This window comes from Agrobacterium sp. SOY23, assembly GCF_027212525.1.
GTDB classification, from domain to species: Bacteria; Pseudomonadota; Alphaproteobacteria; order Rhizobiales; family Rhizobiaceae; genus Agrobacterium; species Agrobacterium tumefaciens_I.
The window spans coordinates 168,536-190,423 of record NZ_JAPWDT010000008.1 but is presented as its reverse complement, the minus strand read 5'-3'; the positions used below and the strand labels follow the sequence as shown (position 1 = coordinate 190,423).

General features: G+C 60.0%; 16 protein-coding genes. 7 read left to right on the top strand and 9 right to left on the bottom strand.

The genetic code is table 11. The features are described from left to right. Position 1: 1 nt before the first annotated feature. The gene (locus O3S81_RS21740; RefSeq protein ID WP_269346582.1) at positions 2-466 is read left to right on the top strand and encodes an NfeD family protein; all 465 of its coding nucleotides are present in this window, start codon (positions 2-4) and stop codon (positions 464-466) included. A 22-nt stretch (positions 467-488) separates the two neighbouring features. Here the strand turns inward: O3S81_RS21740 and O3S81_RS21735 are convergent, their stop codons facing one another. Both O3S81_RS21735 and O3S81_RS21730 read right to left on the bottom strand, forming a co-directional pair. Continuing rightward, positions 489-1,484 carry a KpsF/GutQ family sugar-phosphate isomerase gene (locus O3S81_RS21735; RefSeq protein WP_269346581.1) on the bottom strand — a complete coding sequence of 332 codons (996 nt, stop codon included), beginning with the start codon at positions 1,482-1,484 and terminating at the stop codon, positions 489-491. A gap of 99 nt (positions 1,485-1,583) precedes the next feature. Further along, positions 1,584-1,949 (bottom strand): PAS domain-containing protein, encoded by a 366-nt coding sequence (locus O3S81_RS21730; RefSeq protein WP_331284202.1) that lies wholly within the window; start codon positions 1,947-1,949, stop codon positions 1,584-1,586. Between the two features lie 411 nt (positions 1,950-2,360). On the opposite strand from O3S81_RS21730, the gene uppP reads away from it, so the two are divergent. After that, complete coding sequence (uppP, locus tag O3S81_RS21725; RefSeq protein WP_269346577.1) at positions 2,361-3,845, top strand: polysaccharide biosynthesis protein UppP; 1,485 nt, start codon at positions 2,361-2,363, stop codon at positions 3,843-3,845. Between the two features lie 58 nt (positions 3,846-3,903). On the opposite strand, the gene galU is transcribed toward uppP, so the two are convergent. Then, on the bottom strand, positions 3,904-4,791 hold the full coding sequence (galU, locus tag O3S81_RS21720) for a UTP--glucose-1-phosphate uridylyltransferase GalU (protein ID WP_269346575.1): 888 nt from the start codon (positions 4,789-4,791) through the stop codon (positions 3,904-3,906). A 195-nt stretch (positions 4,792-4,986) separates the two neighbouring features. Here galU and O3S81_RS21715 point away from each other — a divergent pair, with 195 nt between their 5' ends. The 4 genes from O3S81_RS21715 to O3S81_RS21700 all read left to right on the top strand — a co-directional run bounded on the left by O3S81_RS21715 (position 4,987) and on the right by O3S81_RS21700 (position 9,822). Next, positions 4,987-6,210, top strand: coding sequence for a lytic murein transglycosylase (locus tag O3S81_RS21715; protein ID WP_269346573.1), 1,224 nt, complete (start codon positions 4,987-4,989; stop codon positions 6,208-6,210). Between the two features lie 63 nt (positions 6,211-6,273). Beyond that, positions 6,274-7,509, top strand: coding sequence for an SGNH/GDSL hydrolase family protein (locus tag O3S81_RS21710; protein ID WP_269346571.1), 1,236 nt, complete (start codon positions 6,274-6,276; stop codon positions 7,507-7,509). A gap of 250 nt (positions 7,510-7,759) precedes the next feature. Further along, positions 7,760-8,434: a response regulator transcription factor gene (locus O3S81_RS21705; RefSeq protein WP_269346569.1), complete on the top strand. Its 675-nt coding sequence runs from the start codon at positions 7,760-7,762 to the stop codon at positions 8,432-8,434. Continuing rightward, positions 8,431-9,822, top strand: coding sequence for a sensor histidine kinase (locus O3S81_RS21700; RefSeq protein ID WP_269346567.1), 1,392 nt, complete (start codon positions 8,431-8,433; stop codon positions 9,820-9,822). Before O3S81_RS21705 ends, O3S81_RS21700 begins: the two co-directional genes overlap by 4 nt. A 153-nt stretch (positions 9,823-9,975) precedes the next feature. Here the strand turns inward: O3S81_RS21700 and O3S81_RS21695 are convergent, their stop codons facing one another. The 3 genes from O3S81_RS21695 to gltB are packed head-to-tail and all read right to left on the bottom strand — an operon-like array spanning position 9,976 to position 16,358. Next, entirely contained in the window at positions 9,976-11,430 is a 1,455-nt protein-coding gene (locus O3S81_RS21695) for a glutamate synthase subunit beta (protein WP_269346565.1), read from the bottom strand. Between the two features lie 15 nt (positions 11,431-11,445). Further along, a complete protein-coding gene (locus O3S81_RS21690) occupies positions 11,446-11,604 on the bottom strand; it encodes a hypothetical protein (protein WP_269346563.1) in 159 nt (52 codons plus the stop codon). 8 nt (positions 11,605-11,612) lie between these two features. Further along, entirely contained in the window at positions 11,613-16,358 is a 4,746-nt protein-coding gene (gene gltB / locus O3S81_RS21685; protein WP_269346561.1) for a glutamate synthase large subunit, read from the bottom strand. A gap of 371 nt (positions 16,359-16,729) precedes the next feature. On the opposite strand from gltB, the gene O3S81_RS21680 reads away from it, so the two are divergent. Further along, the gene (locus tag O3S81_RS21680) at positions 16,730-17,782 is read left to right on the top strand and encodes a threonine aldolase family protein (RefSeq protein ID WP_269346559.1); all 1,053 of its coding nucleotides are present in this window, start codon (positions 16,730-16,732) and stop codon (positions 17,780-17,782) included. 30 nt (positions 17,783-17,812) lie between these two features. Here the strand turns inward: O3S81_RS21680 and O3S81_RS21675 are convergent, their stop codons facing one another. The 3 genes from O3S81_RS21675 to kdpC are packed head-to-tail and all read right to left on the bottom strand — an operon-like array spanning position 17,813 to position 21,886. Beyond that, positions 17,813-18,502 carry a response regulator transcription factor gene (locus O3S81_RS21675; protein WP_269346558.1) on the bottom strand — a complete coding sequence of 230 codons (690 nt, stop codon included), beginning with the start codon at positions 18,500-18,502 and terminating at the stop codon, positions 17,813-17,815. A gap of 60 nt (positions 18,503-18,562) precedes the next feature. Beyond that, positions 18,563-21,265: a sensor histidine kinase gene (locus O3S81_RS21670; RefSeq protein WP_269346556.1), complete on the bottom strand. Its 2,703-nt coding sequence runs from the start codon at positions 21,263-21,265 to the stop codon at positions 18,563-18,565. Between the two features lie 54 nt (positions 21,266-21,319). After that, entirely contained in the window at positions 21,320-21,886 is a 567-nt protein-coding gene (gene kdpC, locus O3S81_RS21665) for a potassium-transporting ATPase subunit KdpC (RefSeq protein WP_269346554.1), read from the bottom strand. Positions 21,887-21,888 lie beyond the last annotated feature (2 nt).

The following is a 21,888-nucleotide window of genomic DNA, read 5'->3' as shown; positions in this document are numbered from 1 at the left end:
GATGCTGCAACGGCTTGCCACTGAGCTGGGACCCTGGAGCTGGTGGATCGTCGGCTTCGTGCTGCTGGCCGCCGAACTCATCGCGCCCGGCGTTTTCCTGATCTGGATCGGGATTGCCGCGCTGGTCATCGGTGCGTTTTCGCTGTTTTTCTGGGAAACGGCATTCTGGGCCTGGCAATTGCAGCTGGTGCTGTTTGCCGCGCTCTCCGTCATCTTCGCCCTGCTCGGCCGGAAATATTTCGGCCGAAACCGTGCGGCAAGCGATGAGCCCTTCCTGAACCAGCGGGAGGCAAGCCTTGTCGGCCGCACTGCGACCCTCCAGGAACCGATTGTCGAAGGGCGCGGCCGGATAAGGCTGGACGACACCTGGTGGCCGGTGAATGGTGAAGACCTGCCCGCCGGAACCCGTGTCAGGATCGCGTCTGCACGCGGGCGCACCCTGACAATCGAGCCGATTGACCGATAGGTTTTCAGGGTCAGCGATGGCTTCAGGCCACGCCGATCCTCAAGAGATCGTGGAAATGCACCAGCCCAACCGGCCGGTTGTCGTCATCAACGACGATCAGCGCGCCGATGTGGAATTTTTCCAGCGTCGCCAGCGCACTGGTCGCCAGAACGGATTTTTTGACGGTCTTCGGGGTGCGGGTCATGATATCGTCAACCGTCAATTCGGCGAGGTTGCGCGACAGGTTGCGCGCCATGTCGCCCTCGGTGACGATGCCGCACAGGCGCCCATCTTCGTCCAGAATGCCGACGCAGCCGAAATGCTTGCGCGAGAGAACGCCCACCGCTTCCGGCATCGCAGTTCCCTTGCTGACCAGCGGCACACGATCACCGGTATGCATGATATCGCTGACCAGCGTGAGGCTCGCACCCAGCTTGCCGCCGGGATGAAACACCTTGAAATCGCCGGCGGTAAAATTGCGCGCCTCCAGCAGCGCAACCGCAAGGGCATCACCCAACGCCAGCTGCATCAATGTGGAGGTGGTGGGCGCAAGACCGAGCGGGCAGGCCTCCTGCTCATTGGGCACCAGAAGCACGATATCGGAGGCCTGCGCCAGCGATGAAGTTTCCGAACAGGTGAGCGCGATCAGCGGAACGGAAAAACGGCGCGAATAATTGATGATGCTGCGCAGTTCCGCACTTTCGCCGCTCTTGGAAATGGCCAGCACGACATCATCGCCGCCGATCATGCCAAGATCGCCGTGATTGGCCTCCGCCGCATGCACAAAAAAGGCAGGCGTTCCGGTGGAGGCAAAGGTGGCCGCAAGCTTTGCGCCTATGTGGCCGCTTTTACCGACCCCGGTGATGATGAGGCGGCCATTCGACTGGCCGATGGTCTCGATCGCCTTGCAGAAGGGGTCGGAAAGACCGTTCCTCAGGGCATCCTCAAGGGCGGCAAGGCCAGCCCGCTCCATCGAAATCGTCCGCACGGCGGATTCGATGGCATTGTCTTCAACCAGTTTGACGGCGCGCGTAATCATGGCCGACTGTTACTCTTTCAGCCGGAATAAGTCCACTCTTCAGCCGGTCAGCGCTAGGTTTTCGCAAATGCGGCCCGAAATTGTGCGGCAGCTTCGGGATCAATGGCGCAGATCCGGTGGAGAAATCTCCTCCATCGTTCCAAGCCGTTTGAAGGGGATGTTCTCCTCATCGACCAGATATCGCCCGAGCGTCCTTACCCACAAGACGGAGCCATCGCTACGGTGAACGGCATATTCCTGATTATAAAAACTCGCCGCCTTCAGGGTGGTCAGTGCCGTCTCGATCACGCGATTTCGATGATCCAGATGCACTTTTTCGAGCATCTGAAAAATGCTGATGCCCTGCATCGCCTGCCTCAGCGAAATCCCGAAGAATTCAGCGCATATCTCATCCATATAAAAACGGTCGTTGGTAATATCCCAACAATAAAAACCGACCTGCTTGATGTTCAAAACGGGATTCATAAATCGAGGCGTCACACAAAATAAATTCAATACGATTTGCTGAGCAAAAGAGGATCAGCTCCTCTAAATCATAGGGCGATTCCGCGCCAAATTGAAACGTTTTAATCTTCTCATATTAGAAATATTTTGCACTTATGACCATTTTCCAACAGCAATCGAAATTGCTGAAATCAGGCTGCCAAGACGGCCGACAGGTCTCGCCGATATTTCGCCCCTGCGGACGCGCTGAAATCCGGGTGATCTTTATCAACTGTTAACCATAAAAAACCTATTGTTAAAGCGATGTTAAAACTTGCGTCGCCTGTCTGGTCCCTGGTTCGTCAATGTCATTTCACCGGCCTCATTTGGGCTGAGGCGAGACATTGGCAAATCTTCGATCCGGCATCGGCCAAATTCGCCGGGTGAAAAGGAATGAGTGTGAAGGGCACCGCCACACGTCTGCCGACGTCGCGGAAAGCAGCAACCCTGCTGCTCGCCTGCACGTTTTTTTCCCCGAGCGCTTTCGCGCAGACTGCGGCGACAGCCTTGCCGGGCGCTGTTCCCGCCGGCAACGGGACATTATCAGCCACACCCACAACGGAACCAGGGGCGACCACAGGCACGACGCAGGCGGCGCCTGCGCCTGCACCCGTCCCGCAACTCTGGCGTCCCTCGAGCAATCCCGGCGATCCGATTTACGAACAACCGGACGAAGCTGGCCAACCCTATGCCGATGCCGAGAACCCCTATGAGCCGACGGTAGATGGCGGTGAAAACCCGCGAATGGCAACCGAACCAGGGCAAACGCCCGGCATCCGGCTCGGCACATTGGTTCTGCGACCTTCGATCAGCCAGACGATCAACACGGAAAAACAGACGAATACCGGCGGCCCTTCCAGACGCAACTATCTGACGACAGGCATACGCGGTACGTTGACCAGCGACTGGTCCCGCCACGCGCTGACAGTGACGGGCGATGGCGCCTGGGAGAGAAACTTCGGCAGCGAGAAGGATGGCGAAGAGCCAAGGGCACGGATTGAGGCCGATCTGCGGCTCGATCTCGGCGCGGAAACAACCGCCAATCTCAAGGCGGGTTATGAATTCAGCCGCGAGGACACGACAGACCCCAACGCCCTGACCGGCGCCGCCGTGCAGGGCGGCGAACACCGCTTCACCGCCGGCGCATCGATAGAGCGCGATTTCGGCAAGCTGCGCGGGCTGGCAGCGCTCGATCTTTCCCGCACGGTCTATACGGATGCCAAGGGCATCGACGGCCGGCCGATCAGCCTCAGCGACCGCGACCAGAACGGCGCGAACCTGCGCGGACGCATCGGCTATGAGTTATCACCGGCCTTGATCCCCTTCCTCGAACTTAATGTGGGGACGACCCAATATGACAGGCGTCTCGACAATTCGGGCTATGCCCGCTCCTCCAATGCCTATGGGGCGAAGGTCGGCGCGGAAGTCGATCTTGGCGAGAAGACCCGCGGCGAAGCCGCCATCGGTTATCTGCGCAAGCAATATGACGATGATCGCCTGGCCTCGATCGGCGCATTGACGCTGGATGGCAAACTTAACTGGTCACCCCAGCGCGGCACGAACGTCAATCTCGGCCTGCGTACGACGATAGAGGACTTCGCCGGCGGTCCACAGGGCGGCTGGGTTTCCTATCGGCTGGATGCCGGCCTGACCCACGAATTGCGCAGCAATCTGGTCGCGCGCCTGACGGGGCAGATCGTGCATCGCACATTCCCCTCCTCCAACACGGAGGATGCCGTGGAATATACGGCAGGCGCCGGCCTGACCTGGGGGCTGAACCGCTATCTCGACCTGACCGCTGACGTCAGCTACCAGTGGACGCCGGTTTATGACAGCAACGAATTGCGTGTCGGCGCCGGACTTGTCCTGAAGCGATAATGAGCCCCAAATGAAAATCCCGGCACGAAGGCCGGGATTTCCCTGTGTGTTCGGTCGATTATTTCAGACCGTCGATCAGAGCCTTGATCGGCTCCTCGATCGCCGGGCGGATATCGCCGCGTTCCAGTGCAAAAGCAACGTTGGCCAGGATGAAACCATCCTTGGCGCCGCAATCGAAGGTCTGGCCACGGAAATGATAGCCGGCGAACTGCTGCGACTGTGCGAGCGTCAGCATGCCGTCCGTCAACTGGATCTCGTTGCCGGCCCCGCGTTCCTGATTTTCGAGAATATCGAAAATTTCCGGCTGGAGGATATAACGGCCGTTGATGAAGAAATTCGACGGCGCCGTACCCTTGGCCGGCTTTTCGACCATTTCGGTAATCTTGAAGCCTTCGCCGACGGCATCACCTACGCCGACAATGCCGTATTTATGCGTCTGGTCGGGAGCGCATTCCTGCACCGCGATGACGTTGCCCCGGGTCTGGTCGTAAAGTTCGACCATGCCTTTGAGGCAGCTTTTCTGCGAATGCATGATCATGTCGGGCAAAAGCACCGCAAAAGGTTCATCACCAACGATGTCGCGCGCGCACCAGACCGCGTGGCCGAGACCAAGCGGCACCTGCTGGCGCGTGAAGCTTGCGGTGCCCGCCTTGGGCAGAAGGCCGGCCAGCAATGTCAGCTCGGCATTCTTGTTGCGCTCGCGCAGCATTTGTTCGAGTTCAAATTGAATATCAAAATAATCTTCGATCACCGCCTTGCCACGGCCGGTGACAAATACAAAATGCTCGATGCCCGCTTCCGCCGCCTCATCGACGACGTATTGAATGACCGGCTTGTCGACGACAGTGAGCATTTCTTTCGGAACTGCCTTGGTTGCGGGCAGGAAACGGGTGCCAAGACCCGCGACCGGAAATACGGCCTTCCGAATTTTCTTCTGTTCTACCACATATCCCTCCTGAGAGATAAAACTTGATCACAATCCCCGCACGCTGTTGTTATTTCAAAAATAACAACGTTTTGTAAAGGGTGACGCTACCATCTATTAATGGTAAAGAATTTGTTGACGTTCTTTTGTTATCCATGACGACGCCCGATGCGTTTTCGCAATCGAAATGACATTCGAGAGAACGAAAGACAGACGATGACAAAGATGATCCTTTCAGGTGTCCGCAAATTCGGCTGCATGATGGTTGCAGGTCTGGCAATCTCGCTGGCTCCCGTCTCGGCCCGGGCCGATCAAGGGTTCAAGCAGTGGATCAACCAGTTCTACGCAACAGCCGCCAAAGAAGGCATTAGCAAGGCGACCTATCAGAAGGCCTTTGCCGGTGTCAGCGAGCCGGATCCGGACGCGCTGCGCAAGGCAACCTTCCAGCCGGAATTCACCACCCAGATCTGGGATTATGTCGATTCCCGCGTCAATCCGTATACGGTGCGGATTGGCCGCGAAATGAAGATGAAACACGCGACGACACTCAACTGGATCGAGCGCAACTTCAACGTCGACAAACACATCATTCTTGCCATCTGGTCGATGGAGTCCAATTACGGCGCGGTTCTCGAAAAGCCGGAGCGGTTGCACAACATTCCGCAGGCGTTGGCGACGCTCGCCTATTCCGATCCCAAACGCGCCAAATTCGCCCGCACCCAGCTGATCGCCGCACTCAAGATCCTTCAGGCCGGCGATGTCACGCCGAAACAGCTGACGGGTTCCTGGGCGGGCGCGATGGGCCACACCCAGTTCATTCCGACCAGCTACCTGCTCTATGCGGTCGATGCGGACGGCAATGGCAAGCGTGATATCTGGCATTCGGTTCCGGATGCGCTGGCGACCGCTGCCAACCTTCTTTCCAAGAATGGCTGGGAACCCGGCCGGACCTGGGGTTATGAGACCGCCGTACCACGTGGCGGCGCCCGTTACGAAGGGCAGACGAAGACCATCGCGGAATGGTCGAAGCTCGGCTTCACCCGCCCGAACGGCAAGACTTTCACCCGCGGTTCTGATCGCGCCATGCTGAAACTGCAGGGCGGAGCGAACGGCCCCGGTTTCCTGATGATGAAGAACTTCTTCACCATCAAGAAATACAACGCCTCGGACAGCTATGCGCTGGCCGTCGGCCTGCTTGCGGACGAAATCGCCGGTTATGGTGGCATGCAGCAGAAATGGCCGCGCCCGGACGGCACACTGGATATTCGTGAAAAATTCGAACTCCAGACCCGCATGAAGGAACTCGGTTATTATGATGGCGAGATCGATGGCAATTTCGGCTCCGGCTCCAAGGCCGCCATCAGCGCCATCCAGTCCCGCATGGGCATGGAAAAGGACGGCGAGCCGTCGCAGCGATTGCTGAAAGCATTGCGCAATTGATAATGTGCCGGCGCATTCGGCGACGTCATGGACGCCGCCGATGCATCCGGAAGGGTTGATGTCATGAGTAGGAAACCTGCGGCGAGAAACGGAAAGACGGGTTGGCGTTTCTGCGCCATCATTCTTTCCACCGTCCTCTGTGTGCCGCTCGTTCCTTCCGAGACCTTCGCACAGGAGCAGCGACGCACCCTTTTCGAAATGCTGTTTGGCAAGCCCGTGGGCCGCGACGGTGGCTCAGGCCGCGAATATCAGCCCCGCAGCCGCCGGGATTTTCCGGCTGCTCCGCGTGAAAGATCGGTCACCCGCCCACAGCCAACGCGGAAAGCTCCCTCGGTGGTTCAGATGCGAACCGCAAAACCGGAGCCTGCCGCCAAGCTTGAAAATGCGAGACGCGTTCTGGTCATCGGCGACTTCCTCGCCGGCGGCATGGGGGAAGAGCTGGTCAATGCCTTTGCCAGCTCGCCGGCGATCGCCGTCGATGTGCGTGCCAACGGTTCCTCCGGCCTCGTCCGCAAGGATTATTACGACTGGTCTACCAATCTGCCGCAATTCATAAGCGAGACCAATCCGGCCACCATCGTCATCATGATGGGCTCGAACGATCGCCAGCAGATGCAGATCGGTGATGTCAGGGAAAAATTCGGCACCGAAGTCTGGTTCAAGGAATATGAACGGCGCATCGACGAGCTTCTGACCCTTGCAGGCCGCCCGAAGGTGCCGGTGCTTTGGGTTGGCGTGCCCGCCTTCCAGTCGCCCTCGCTTTCGGCCGATCTCGTCGGCTTCAACCGGCTTTATCGCAGCCATGTCGAAAAATATGGCGGTGAATTTGTGGATGTATGGGACGGCTTCGTCGACGAGGCCGGGAAATTCGTCATTACCGGTTATGATATGAACGGCCAGCAGGCCCGCCTGCGTGAGGCGGACGGCATCGGCATGACGCAGGCCGGCAAGCGCAAGCTCGCCTTTTACGTCGAGAAATTCGTGCGCAGGCACCTCGACAGCGCCGGACCGGACCTCGTGAAACTCGACGGCAGCAATTTGCCGGCGCTCACCTCCCTGCCGGCGCTCGGCATCGATGCGGGGCAGGTGCGCACCCAGCCGATCAGCCTGACCGATCCCAATCTCGATGGCGGCGACAAGCTGCTTGGCGATACCCCTTTGACGGCTGGTCCGTCACGCGTATCCGTGGTGGAATCGCCCCGCGAAAGGCTGACCAAACGGGGCGAGATGGCGGATGCCCCGGCAGGCCGTATCGATGACTACCGCGTGATACCGGATACCACGCAGGCGAAACAATAGACGCTTTTTCCGTGGCCTGACGGCCCGTGACAGGCGTAATGTTTAGGCAATCCGACCATGGCAGGATAAGTATAGCTTTGCAGGAATGTGGGGTTGGTGGCCTGCCTTCTCCCATCCTCCTTTTGCATGGCTATATTGACCCAACGGCGGCGCGCCACTCGCTCAGAGCGTCAACGGCGCCGTCGTTTTTTGACTTCACGCGCGTTCTTCCTCTTCGGGAGACGAAGCCGGACATTGCCGAGACGAATTCATGCGCCTGCTGCTTGTTGAAGACGAACGCGAAATGGCAGCAGCCCTGTCCGCCGCGCTCCATCGGTTCGATATTATCGTGGATACGGTCGGCACGCTCGATCTTGCCCGTCATGCCATCATGGACGGTGTTCACGATCTTGTCGTGCTCGACCGGCAATTGCCCGATGGTGATGGCATCGAGCTTATCGAAGATCTGCGTCTCCTGCCCGTCACCCCACCCGTCATCGTGCTGACGGCCCAGGGTGCGCTTGCGGACCGGATCAACGGCCTCAATCTCGGCGCGGACGATTATCTGGCCAAGCCTTTCGCCGTTGAGGAACTGCTTGCCCGCATCCGTGCCCTGATGCGCCGGCCGGCTGGCGCCGTGACGATGACGGCGAGACTGGGCAGGCTGGAATTCTGCTTCGAAACCCGCGAAGTGCGCATCAAGGGTGAATTCCTTCCCCTGACGAGACGGGAGCTGCTGATCCTCGAAGCATTGTTGCGGCGACAGGGCAGAACGGTGCTGCGCCCGCTGCTGGAGGAGGCCGTCTATAATTTCGATGATGAAATCCAGTCCAATGCACTCGATTCCCATATTTCCCGTTTGCGCCGCAAATTGGCAGCTGCGGATGCGGGCCTTGAGGTTCACGGCATTCGCGGTGTCGGTTATCTCCTGAGGGCGACCGCGTGAAGAGGAAATCGCTGAAGCGCCGCCTGACCATTCAATTGCTGCTGTTTCAGATCGGCAGCCTCTTCGTCGTCACCGCAGCCATCGTCACCTCTTTGTCGACCGGCGGGGCTGGAAGCGCCCTGCTGAGCCCCGAGGCGGCCCAGATTACTGCCAAAGCAATCGTGCGGGATAAGGATGGCCAGCTGGTTCTCAAAGAAACACCAGAATTCACCCAGCTCCGCAACAACACGTCCGATTTCTGGTTCACCGCCGTTAGCGAAAAGGGAGAAGTCGTAAAGGCCGGGCAGGTACCGGATGCATTCAACATGGACCAGCAGCTGAGCGATATCAGGATTTCCGACGTACGCGACGCGGCACTGTCCTATTCCTATCTCGCCGTGGTACGAATAGCTGTCGTGCGGCGCGCTTCGGGGCCGGCTGGAGAGTTCGTCATGATCGGCAAAGGCGGGCCGTTCAGCATGACCTTCCCCGTCCTGCTATTCTCCAATATCTTGATCATGCCGGTTCTCATTCTCATGTCGATCGTGACGATCGTAACCATTCCCTGGATCATTCGCCGGGAATTTCGCGCCCTCTCGACCATCGCGCGCACGGCGGAAACCATCGATATCGACAAACGCGGATATCGATTGCCGGACGGCAACATTCCACGGGAGGTGCAGCCACTCGTGCATGCCGTCAACGGCGCATTGCAGCGGCTGGACGATGGCTATGAACGGCACAAACGTTTCATTCTCGATGCCGCCCATGAATTGCGCACCCCTGTCGCCATTCTCCAGACCCGTGTTGAAACGCTGCTGGAAGGCCCGGCCCGCAGCAGGATTTTGGCCGATGCCAGCCGTATTGCCGTGCTGGCCGAACAATTGCTCGACCTGCAACGTCTGGGCGGCCAGAAAGCACCGCTTATTCCGCTTGATCTCGTCAGCCTTTGCAGATCCGTCGTTGCGGATATGGCGCCGCTTGCGATCTCACAGGGATATAATCTCTCTTTCGAGCCGGAAGAAGAGCCGATCCTCGCCCTTGCCGACGACGCCTCGCTGCAGCGCGCGCTGATGAACATCGTGCAGAATGCCATCGAACATGGCGGCAATCGCGGCACGATCACCGTCAAAATCGCGGCGAACCGCGTGATCGACATCTCCGACGAAGGCAACGGTATTCCCGAAGAGGACAGGGAACTGGTGTTCGACGCATTCCATCGCCTGCGGCCAAAGGATCGTGGCACCGGGCTCGGTCTCAACCTCGTTCAGGAAATCGTCCGCTACCACGGCGGCGAGATCACCATCAGCGATTCATCCACCGGTGGCGCCTGCTTCCGCATCAGCCTTCCCTATTGCTGGACCCATCCCGTATTACTGGCAAAAAACTGCTTTTCGGGAAACGCGTAATGTCCTTGCAATTCACAGGCGCGATATCTTGCCCGTCCCCATGAAAGCGACGCCCCAATCGCTTTTTTGGTCGTCCAGTCAGACAAAAGGCCTGTTGTATCTGACAACAGGCCTTTTGTTATGGTTCGTGCGGCTTATGCCGCATTCATTCGCTTAGCGCGGCAGAACGGTGGCACCCATCAGCGCCTCGTCGATCGCACGCGCCGCCTGGCGGCCTTCGCGGATCGCCCAGACCACCAGGGACTGGCCACGGCGCACATCGCCCGCAGCCCACAGCTTGTCGACCGAGGTCCGGTAATCTGTTTCGTTGGCAACCACATTGGTGGAGCCGCGGCGGTCGGTGTTGAGCGTCAGCTTGCCGTCCATCTCCTTCAGCACGCTGTCGGTGAAGGGACCGGAGAAGCCGATGGCGATGAAGGCGAGATCGGCCTTGATGATGAATTCCGTGCCGGCGATCGGCTTGCGGCGGTCATCCACCTGGCAGCACTTCACGCCTGTCAGCACGCCGTCTTCGCCGACGAATTCAAGCGTCGCCACCTGGAACTCGCGAATGGCGCCTTCGGCCTGCGAGGACGAGGTGCGCATCTTGGTTGCCCAGAAGGGCCAGACCGCAAGCTTGTCTTCCTTTTCCGGCGGCATCGGGCGGATGTCGAGCTGGGTGACTTTCACCGCGCCCTGACGGAAGGCCGTACCGACGCAGTCGGATGCGGTATCGCCACCACCAACAACGACGACATGCTTGCCACCGGCAAGGATCGGATCGGCAGGCCAGCCGATGCTGTCGATGTTTTCACGGCCGACGCGGCGGTTCTGCTGCACGAGATAAGGCATGGCATCGTAAACACCAAGCAGATCGGCGCCACCGATACCGGCCGGACGCGGGGTTTCCGAACCGCCGCAATAAAGAACCGCATCGTGGTCGGAGAGAAGCGCCTCAACCGTCACATCAACGCCGACATTGACGCCACAATGGAAGGTGACGCCTTCGCCCTTGATCTGCTCGACACGGCGATCGATGAAGTTCTTCTCCATCTTGAAGTCCGGGATACCGTAACGCAGCAGGCCGCCGGGCTTGGATTCACGCTCGTAAACGTGCACCTCGTGACCGGCGCGGCCAAGCTGCTGAGCCGCCGCCATGCCCGAAGGGCCGGAACCGATGATGGCGACCTTCTTGCCGGTGTGGATCGTCGCCGGCTTCGGCACGATGAAGCCCAGCTCATAGGCCTTGTCGGCAATCGCCTGCTCTACGGTCTTGATGGCGACCGGTGCATCCTCGAGGTTCAGCGTGCACGCTTCCTCGCAGGGCGCGGGACAGACGCGGCCGGTAAATTCCGGGAAGTTGTTGGTGGAATGGAGGTTACGGATCGCCTCTTCCCAATTGTTGTTATAGACCAGATCGTTCCAGTCGGGGATCTGGTTGTGCACGGGACAGCCCGTCGGGCCATGACAGTAGGGAATGCCGCAATCCATGCAGCGCGCCGCCTGCTTCTGCACCTCGGCATCCGACATCGGAATGGTGAATTCGCGGAAATGGCGGATACGATCCGATGCGGGCTGATACTTGCCCACCTGCCGGTCGATTTCCAGAAAACCTGTAACCTTGCCCACGTTTATGTCCTCACATCAAAGCGGAGCGCCTGTCGGGCCCCAGTACCAGTAGGCGAAACCGAAAGCCGCCCCCAATACGATGAACTCAAATCCGGTCTCGCCGCTCGTCCAGTAGATCGCCGTGGGAACGGCGGCCGCGATCATCAGCGAGACCAGTTGGTGTAGTGTCCTCACGCGGCGGATTATTCCGCCGCCACGCCCATGCGCATGCGCTCCATTTCCTCAAGCGCACGGCGGTATTCGACCGGCATGACCTTGCGGAACTTCGGACGGAACTCGCTCCAGCGGTCGAGTATATCCTTGGCGCGCGACGAATTCGTGTAATGGAAGTGGTTCGAGATCAGCTGGTATAGGCGCTCCTCGTCGTGGCGCGTCATGTCCTCGGAAACGTCCACACGTCCCTTGTGCATGAGGTCGCCGCCGTGATGGTGCAGCTTTTCCAGCATGTCGTCTTCTTCCGGAACCGGCTCAAGCTCGACCATGGCCATGTTGCAGCGGGTGGCGAAGTCACCCTTCTCGTCGAGAACATAAGCCACGCCGCCGGACATGCCGGCCGCGAAGTTACGGCCCGTCTCACCGAGAACAACGACGATGCCGCCCGTCATATATTCGCAGCCGTGGTCGCCCACGCCTTCGACAACAGCAACCGCGCCGGAGTTACGCACCGCGAAACGCTCACCCGCGACACCGCGGAAATAACACTCACCGGTGATCGCGCCGTAAAGCACGGTATTGCCGACGATGATCGAGTTTTCCGCAACGATGCGGGTGTTTTCCGGCGGGCGCACGATGATGCGGCCACCCGAAAGACCCTTGCCGACATAGTCGTTGCCGTCACCCACCAGATCGAAGGTGATGCCGCGGGCAAGGAACGCGCCGAAGGACTGACCGGCCGTGCCCTTGAGCGTGACGTGGATCGTATCGTCCTTCAGGCCCTTGTGACCCCAACGCTTGGCAAGCGCACCCGAAAGCATGGCGCCTGCGGAACGGTCGACGTTCTTGATCGGCACTTCGAAGACCACGGGTTCGCGGTTTTCGAGCGACGGCAAGGACTTCTCGATCAGCTTGCGGTCGAGAATATCGTCGATCGGATGCTTCTGGCGTTCGGTCCAGAAGGTTGCTTCCTTGGGTGCCTCAACCTTGTGGAAGATGCGGCTGAAATCCAGACCCTTGGCCTTCCAGTGCGCCAGCATCTCATCCTTTTCGAGCATCTCGGAAGCACCGATGATCTCATCCAGCCTGGTAACGCCAAGCGAGGCAAGAATTTCGCGCACTTCTTCGGCCACGAAGAAGAAGTAGTTGATGACATGTTCCGGCGTGCCCTTGAAGCGCTTGCGCAGAACCGGGTCCTGCGTCGCGACGCCCACCGGGCAGGTATTGAGATGGCACTTGCGCATCATGATGCAGCCCGCCGCAATCAGCGGCGCAGTGGCGAAGCCGAATTCATCCGCACCGAGCAGCGCGCCGATGATGACGTCGCGGCCGGTCTTCAGACCGCCATCCACCTGCAGGGCAACGCGCGAGCGAAGGCCGTTCAGCACCAGCGTCTGCTGGGTTTCGGCAAGGCCGATTTCCCAGGGCGAGCCCGCATGCTTCAGCGAGGTAAGCGGCGAAGCACCCGTGCCGCCGTCGAAACCGGCAACGGTGATATGGTCGGCACGCGCCTTGGCGACACCGGCAGCAACCGTGCCGACGCCCACTTCCGACACCAGCTTCACCGAAACATCGGCTTCCGGGTTGACGTTCTTCAGGTCGTAGATCAGCTGTGCCAGATCTTCGATCGAATAGATGTCATGATGCGGCGGCGGCGAGATGAGGCCGACACCCGGGGTGGAGTGACGGGTCTTGGCAACCGTCGCATCCACCTTGTGGCCGGGCAGCTGACCACCTTCGCCGGGCTTTGCGCCCTGCGCCACCTTGATCTGCAGCATATCGGCATTGACGAGATATTCCGTCGTCACGCCGAAGCGTCCGGAAGCGATCTGCTTGATGGCGGAGCGTTCCGGGTTCGGCTGGCCGTTCAACAGCGGCATGTAACGGTCGGATTCTTCGCCGCCCTCACCAGTGTTTGACTTGCCGCCGATACGGTTCATGGCGATGGCGAGCGTGGTATGCGCCTCGCGGCTGATCGAGCCGAAGGACATGGCCCCGGTCGAGAAGCGCTTGACGATATCTGCCGCCGGCTCGACATCATCGATGGAAACCGGCTTGCGGCCGAGCGCTTCCGCCGACTTTACCTTGAACAGGCCGCGAATGGTGTTCATGCGCAGCGCCGTCTCATTCACCATGCCGGCGAATTCGCGGTAACGATCCTGGCTGTTGCCGCGCACGGCGTGCTGCAGCGAGGCGACGGCATCCGGCGTCCAGGCGTGGCTTTCACCGCGCATGCGATAGGCGTATTCACCGCCGATATCGAGCGTGTTGGCAAGGATCGGATCCTTGCCAAAGGCCGCCGTGTGGCGCGTTACGGTTTCTTCGGCAATCTCCGTCAGGCCGACACCTTCGATGGAGGTGGCGGTGCCGAAGAAATACTTCTCGACGAATTCCGAGGAAAGGCCGATGGCGTCGAAGATCTGCGCGCCGCAATAGGACTGGTAGGTGGAAATGCCCATCTTGGACATGACCTTGAGGATGCCCTTACCGACCGCCTTGATGTAGCGATAAACCACTTCGTCGTCGGAGACTTCCTTCGGGAAGGCGCCGTGCTTGTGCATGTCGAGCAGCGTGTCAAAGGCGAGATAGGGGTTGATCGCCTCCGCGCCATAACCGGCGAGCAGGCAGAAATGATGGATTTCGCGCGGCTCACCGGTTTCCACGACGAGGCCGACCGAGGTGCGCAGACCCTTGCGGATCAGGTGGTGGTGCACGGCGGCGGTCGCCAGAAGGGCGGGGATCGCAATGCGGTCCGGGCCAAGCTGACGGTCGGAGAGAACGATGATGTTGTAACCGCCACGAACGGCGGATTCCGCCCGCTCGCACAGGCGTTCCAGCATTTCCGGCATGCCTTCCGCGCCACGCTCCACATCATAGGTGAAGTCGAGCGTCTTGGTGTCGAAACGGTCTTCCGTATGGCCGATGGAGCGGATCTTCTCCAGATCACCATTGGTCAGGATCGGCTGGCGCACTTCCAGACGCTTGGCGCGGGCGGCACCTTCATGGTCGAGGATATTCGGGCGCGGACCGATGAAGGACACGAGGCTCATGACAAGCTCTTCGCGGATCGGATCGATCGGCGGGTTCGTCACCTGCGCGAAGTTCTGCTTGAAATAGGTGTAAAGCAGCTTCGACTTTTCCGACATGGCCGAAATCGGCGTATCGGTGCCCATGGAGCCGATGGCTTCCTGGCCGGTCGTCGCCATCGGCGACATCAACAGCTTCGTATCTTCGCTAGTGTAGCCGAAGGCCTGCTGACGGTCGAGCAGCGACACGTCGCGGCGAAGCGCGCGCGGTTCGACCGGCTTCAGCTCTTCGAGGATGAGCTGCGTGCGGTCGAGCCAGGTGCGGTAGGGGTGCTTGGCGGCAAGTTCATGCTTCACTTCCTCATCGGAAATGATCGCACCCTTTTCCATGTCGATCAGCAGCATCTTGCCGGGCTGCAGGCGCCACTTCTTGACGATGCGCTCTTCCGGCACCGGCAGCGTGCCCGCCTCGGACGCCATGATGATGCGATCATCATCGGTGACGAGATAACGTGCCGGGCGAAGACCGTTGCGGTCGAGCGTCGCGCCAATCTGCTTGCCATCGGTGAAGGCAACGGCGGCCGGGCCGTCCCACGGCTCCATCAGCGCTGCGTGATATTCGTAGAATGCCTTGCGTTCGGCAGACATGGACTGGTTGCCGGCCCAGGCTTCCGGGATCAGCATCATGACGGCGTGGGCCATGGAGTAACCGCCGCGCACGAGGAATTCGAGCGCGTTGTCGAAACAGGCGGTGTCCGACTGACCTTCATAGGAAATCGGCCAGAGCTTGGAAATGTCATCGCCGAACAGCGCCGACGAAACCGAGGCCTGACGCGCCGCCATCCAGTTGACGTTGCCGCGCAGCGTGTTGATTTCACCGTTATGAGCGACCATGCGGTAGGGATGCGCCAGCTTCCAGGACGGGAAGGTGTTGGTCGAGAAACGCTGATGCACGAGGGCAACGGCGGATTCGAAGCGCGGATCGGCCAGATCCTTGTAATAGGCGCCAACCTGATAGGCGAGGAACATGCCCTTGTAGACGATGGTGGAGGAGGAAAGGGAAACGGGATAGAAATCCTGCGTTTCCTTGCCGCCGCCCTCATCATAGATGCGGTTGGAGAGAACCTTGCGGATTAGGAACAGCTTGCGCTCAAAATCATGATTGGTCGCGGCATCGCGGCCTGCGCCGATGAAGACCTGAACATGGTGCGGCTCGGTCGCAGCAATATCCGGCGCCTTCGACAGCGAGGAATTATCGACAGGCACGTCGCGGAAGCCGAGGAACTGCTGCCCCTCTTCGCCGATGACGTCGACGATGACCTTCTTGTAATGCTCGATGCGGGAAGGATCGCGCGGCATGAAGATGTGGCCGACGGCGTATTCGCCGGCCTTCGGCAACGTCACGCCCTGCGCCGCCATTTCCTCGCGGAAGAAACGGTCGGGGATCTGCACGAGAATGCCCGCGCCATCACCCATCAGCGGGTCAGCGCCAACCGCACCGCGATGGGTGAGGTTTTCGAGGATGAACAGGCCGTCACTGACGATCTGGTGCGACTTGACGCCCTTCATATGGGCTACGAAGCCGACGCCGCAGGCGTCATGTTCGTTGGCGGGATCGTAAAGACCCTGCCGTTCCGGCAAGCCGCCCGCGAAACGCGCTTTCGCAGAAACGGGTGCGGCCGCAGCCGCGGTGGGACAGTCTGTGGTCAGGGTTGCGGCGGCGATATCCGCCTGCGGCTTGTTCGTCATTTTTGTCCCTCCTGCAAAATTACTTGCACGGTTTCATGCGAAGATCCGGCTCGATGCGGATTTCTGCTTCCCGCAAAATCCGCATTCAGGCCGGCTGGATCAAATTTAGGACAGCAAGACTGTCTCAATTCCCGCTGATTTTGGCAGAAACGACTGAATTTTGCAAGGGTCCGAATCCAATTAGTGAATGCCCCGATTTGCAGCGAAGTTTCGATACTGACCTATTGTGCGAAACTTTCTTGTCGAAGAAGCCGCTGGGCCATTGCTTTCATTGCCCGATTTGCCAATCGCGATCTTAGGTCCTAGAACTTTGTCCGTCATAGCTTCACGCAGCCCAACACAGACCCTCAGCTATCGGAAAGCCTTCAGAGATGTTTTTTGCTTCAGACAATTGGGCTGGCGCCCATCCGGCCGTCAATGAGCGGCTGTCTCGGGAATCCACACGCTTTGCCGCCGCCTACGGCACCAGCGAGCTCGATCTCTCCATCGAAAAGCGCTTCAACGAAATCTTCGAACGCGAAGTCGCAGTGTTTTTCGTCGCCACCGGCACGGCGGCCAATTCGCTTTCGCTGGCCAGCATCGCCCGCGCCGGCGGCCTGACCTTCTGTCATTCCGAAGCGCATGTGATCGAGGATGAATGCGGCGCCCCGGATTTCTTTTCCGGCATGCGCATGGTCGCTGTCGAGGGGCCGAATGGCAAGATGCTGCCGGAAAACCTGATCGAACGCATTGCGCGTTATCCGCAGGATGCCGTGCACCATGGGCGCGCCGCTGCCATCACCATGACACAGGCAACCGAGGCCGGCACCGTCTACACGCTCGATGAAATCGACGCGATATCGAAGATCGCCAAGGAAAACGGCCTGCCGCTGCATATGGATGGCGCGCGGTTTGCCAATGCGCTTGCCGCCCTCGGCACCACGCCCGCCGAAATGACCTGGAAACGCGGCGTCGATGTCCTGTCTTTCGGCGGCACGAAAAACGGCTGCTGGTGCGCGGAAGCGATCGTCTTCTTCGACCCGTCGCTCGCCCGGGACTTCTCCTTCCTGCGCAAGCGCACCGCCCAGCTCTTTTCAAAATCGCGCTTCATCGCCGCGCAGTTCGAAGCCTATCTGCAGGACGATCTGTGGCTCGGCCTCGCCGGCCACGCCAATGCCATGGCCAACCGGCTGCGCGCCGGTTTCGGCTCACTGAACAGCGCCCGCCTCGCCTGGCCGACCCAGGCCAATGAAGTTTTCGCCATTCTGCCTAAGGCAGCTGCGGAAGCAGCGACAAAAAAGGGCGCGAAGTTCTATGACTGGCTGGAGCCGCGCGACATGCCGGAAAAAGTCAGCAAGGACGAAGTGCTAATCCGCATGGTCACCAGCTTTGCGACGACCGAGGCCGATGTGGACGAATTCCTGTCGATCTGCGCTGCCGTTTGAACTATCGGAGGGCGTCGCCTTGCGGCGCCCTCAAACCTCCTGCAACCGGTAACCCACCCCGGTCTCCGTCAGTATATAGCGCGGCTGATCCGGAATTTTTTCGATCTTCTGGCGCAACTGGCGCACATAGACCCGCAGATATTGCACGTCGGTCAATTCATCCCAGACATGTTCCAGCAGGAAACGGTGCGTCAGCACCTTGCCGGCATGCTGCACCAGAACCCGCAGGATATCATATTCCTTGGGCGAGAGCTTCACCTCGCGATCCTCCACCTTGACGATGCGCCGGACAAGATCGACCGAGAGATCACCGGTCTGAAACACCGGCCTTTCGCCCTGGCTCTGGAGGCGATGGCGGAGCGCGACACGGATGCGAGCGACAAGCTCGTTCATGCCGAAAGGCTTGGTGATGTAGTCATCCGCCCCGAGTTCCAGCGCCCTGACGATACCCGCCTCATCCGTGCGGCTGGAAAGGATGATGACCGGCAGCGCCAGCCCTTCTGCCCGCCACTTTTCCAGAAGATCACGCCCCGACATATCCGGCAGGCCGAGATCGAGAACAACGAGATCGGGCCTGTCTTCCCGGACCAGCTCCACCGCCACCTTCGCATTCATCGCTTCGCTCACCGCATATCCCTGCGTCGACAGGCCCACCCGCAGGAGCTTGCGGATCGGCGGCTCGTCATCGACGATCAGAATACGAACGGCGGAATTGGTCATTCCCGATCTCCTTCAGCGGCATGGCAGAATGCATGACCATCTCTCACCGGCAATAGCGCCTTAATCATGATCCAGCACCGGCGTATCGACGGCGACGGGCAGGCCTATGATGAATTGCGCTCCGCTACGGCCCGATCTGTTTTCCGCGCGGATCGAGCCACCCATCGCCTCGATGAAACCCTTGCAGATGGAGAGACCGAGCCCCGTTCCCGCCTGCACATGATCCGCCTTTCGCACCCGGTAGAAACTGTCGAAGACCCGCTCGATATCATCGGGCGGAATGCCCGGCCCCTCGTCGGCAACCGACAGGAAGATATTTTTTCCCTGCCGCCAGCCGCGTATCGCAATGATCGTGTGTTCGGGTGCGTATTTGGCCGCATTGTCGATGAGGTTGAACAGCACCTGTTCGAAAAGCACGGGATCGACCTTCAGCATCGGCAGGTCGGAGGGTATATCGAGAACGACCTCGTGCCGGACGACGATCTTCGCCGCACGCGACAACGCCGTTCCGACCATGTCGCCGAGGAAATGCAGACCGTAATTCGGCTCCATCGCGCCCGAACCGATCCTCGTCATATCGAGAAGGTTGGAGATGAAACGGTTCAGCCGTTCGGATTCCTCGACGATCGTCGACAGCAGTTCGGCGCGCGCATCCGGCGGAATATCCTCGGCAAAATCCTTCAACGTTCCAGCCGAACCCAGAATGGCCGCAAGCGGCGTCTTGAGATCATGGGAAATGGAGGTCAGGAGCGCCGTGCGCAGCCGGTCGGTTTCCGCCGCAAGCCTTGCCCTGTCGACATCCGAGACGAGTTGAATGCGCTCTATGGCAAGCGCCGCCTGATCGGCCAGCGCATCAAACAGCCGTTGCTGTTCCGGCGTCAGCAGCGGCCCGAGCCGGTCGTCGTCCAGCCCCACCACACCGACGGCGCCACTGCCGGTGCGCAACGGCAGATAAAGCCGCTTGGCGCCGGGAAGCGTATCTGCGCCCCTGCCCGCAGCCTTGTTGTGTTCCCATGCCCACTGGGCGGCGGCAATATCGGCATCCACCAGCGTATCGTCGGGCGGATATCCCGCCTTGACCGCTATCGTATTGTTTTCCGGCAGAAGCAAAACGATCCGAACCTTCAGCATCGAGGCCATCTGGAAAGCGGCGGCCCACAACACGTCGTCCAGCGTTCCGGTCACCGAGAGCTTCTTTGAGAACAGATACAAATCTTCCGTCGTTCGCGCCCTTGCCCGCGCGGCAGCGGCCTGCCGTTGCACAGCCGCCGTGAGATTGGAGGCGACAAGCGCCACACCAAGGTAAAACAGCAGCGCCACGACGCTTTCCGGATCGCGAACGGTCAGCGTGTAACGCGGCTCAAGGAAGAAAAAATTGAAGGCAAAAGCGCCAAGCAGCGAAGCATAAAGCGCCGGCCCCAGGCCGCCGCGCACGGCAGCGGCCAGAACCGCCATCAGGAACACCAGCGCCAGATTTCTAACATCGAGCGTCTGGTCAAGCACGATGCCGGCCACGATTGCCAAACCGACAAACAGCGTGCTGTTGAGATAGGGCCTTATGGAACGATGCGATTGGGCCAGCGCCGGCTTTGCGACCTGACCCGGCTTCTCTTCTTTTTTATCGCCGGAAATGACATGCACGCTGATATCGCCGGCGTGGTCGATCAGATCATGCGTCAGCGAGCGCTGAAAAATCCTCTGCCACCAGGATTTTCGCGGGCGGCCGATGATGATGTGGGTGAAATTATTGGCGTTGGCGTAGGAGATGATCTCGCGTGTGAGATCAAGCGCCGGCAGGATCACCGTTTCGCCGCCAAGCTGCTGGGCAAGCCGCATGGTGCCGGCCAGCCGGTCCTTCTCCGCCTCCGACAATTGCTGTGAACGCGGCGTGTCGAGATGCAGCGCCGTCCACGGTGCACGCAGGCGGTCCGCCTGCCTTCGGGCATAACGCACCAGCCCCGGCCCGTTGCCGCCATGGTCGAGGCAGACCAGAACCCGGTCTCCCGCCGCCCAGGGGCCGGAAATGGCATGGGACTGCATGTGGTTGAGCAATTGCTCGTCCACCCGCTGCGCCGTGCGGCGTAGTGCAAGCTCGCGCAGCGCCGTCAGGTTACCTCGGGAGAAATAGTTCTCGATGGCGCGCCGGGCGGTACGCGGCAGGTAAACCTTGCCATCGTGCAGCCGCTTGATCAGGTCGTCGGGAGTAATATCGATGATTTCCACATCGTCGGCCCGGTCGATGATGCTGTCAGGCACCGTTTCGCGCACGCGGATGCGGGTGATCTGCGCCACCACATCATTCAGGCTTTCGACATGCTGGATGTTCAGCGTCGTATAGACATCGATGCCCTGCGCGAGGATTTCCTGAACATCCATATAGCGCTTGGGGTGGCGGCTGCCGGAGGCATTGGTATGGGCAAGCTCATCGACCAGAACCAGAGCGGGGCGGCGAGCGAGGATGGCGTCGAGATCCATTTCCTCCAGGACCTGACCGCGATAGTCGATGCGCCTGCGGGGGATCACCTCCAGCCCTTCGACCAGCGCCTCGGTTTCCCGGCGGCCATGGGTTTCCACGACACCGATAAGAGTATCGACACCATCCGCGAGCTTCGCCCGGCCGGACATCAGCATCTCATAGGTCTTGCCGACGCCGGGGGCAGCGCCCAGAAAAATCTTCAGCCGGCCTCGCGCCTCGCGCCGGGCATTTTCCAGCAGCGCATCGGGCGACGGTCGGCTCGGCATATCGCGATTGTCGTCAGGCATTTAACCACCAGTGGTCGAGGCTATGGCTTCCAAAGAAGCCATAGCCATTTCAGTTTATGAGCCGGCTGCGTCAAGTGCCATATTGAGCGCCAGTACATTTACGACGGGCTCACCCATGAAGCCGAGTTCCGGCGCTTCGACATGACGCTCAATGAGGGCACGCAGCGCGGCCTCATCCATACCCCTTGCTCTGGCGACACGCGGCACCTGGAAATAGGCGGCCTCAGGCGAGACATGCGGATCGAGACCGCTGCCCGATGCCGTCACCAGATCGGCGGGAACATCGGCTGCCGGATTTTCGGCTTTTGCGGCCTCGTAATCCGTCTTCACCCGGTCAATGAGCTTGGCACTCGTTGGGCCGAGATTGGAACCGGATGATGAGGCCGCGTTATATCCGTCGCCGGCGGCGGAGGGGCGCCCGTGAAAATAGGTCTCGCCGGTGAAGGCCTGACCGATCAATTGCGAGCCAACCACCTTGCCATCCTTCTCGATCAGGCTGCCATTGGCCTGAACGGGAAAGAGCGCCTGCGCCAGACCCGTCATGCCCAGCGGATAGGCAAGGCCGGTAATGGCAGTGGTGGCGAGGATCAGCACCAGTGCGGGACGAAGCTGTTTGAACATTG